Source organism: Stenotrophomonas sp. SrG, assembly GCF_050031795.1.
Lineage (GTDB): Bacteria > Pseudomonadota > Gammaproteobacteria > Xanthomonadales > Xanthomonadaceae > Stenotrophomonas > Stenotrophomonas rhizophila_A.
This window is the reverse complement of sequence record NZ_JBNBBE010000494.1, coordinates 1-255: the sequence shown is the minus strand read 5'-3', so window position 1 is coordinate 255 and position 255 is coordinate 1. Positions and strand designations below refer to the sequence as shown.

Below are 255 nucleotides of genomic sequence, written 5' to 3'. Positions count from 1 at the left end.
TCTTCAACGCCGAGGATCCCACGGGCAGCCTGGCCGACGGCCTGCACGCCCTCGCGCACCGCGACCAGACCCGCCATGTGCTCGACCCGAACTACGCCGAAGGCACGGTGTGGCTGATCTACGGCTCCCGCCCGCCCACGCAGTGGTCACGCATCTTCTACCAGGGCTGGCCGGTGTGGGTGCCCCTGCTGCTGGCCCTGCTGGCATGGCTGAGGCAGCGCGCGCAGCGGCTGGGCAGCCTGCTGCCGGCGCCGG

The 255-nt window shown here is 72.5% G+C and carries 1 pseudogene; it reads left to right on the top strand.

Features of this window, described 5'->3' with window-relative positions:
- Nucleotides 1-255, top strand: a pseudogene (locus ACQG3P_RS20605) (DUF4350 domain-containing protein); the annotation flags it as partial.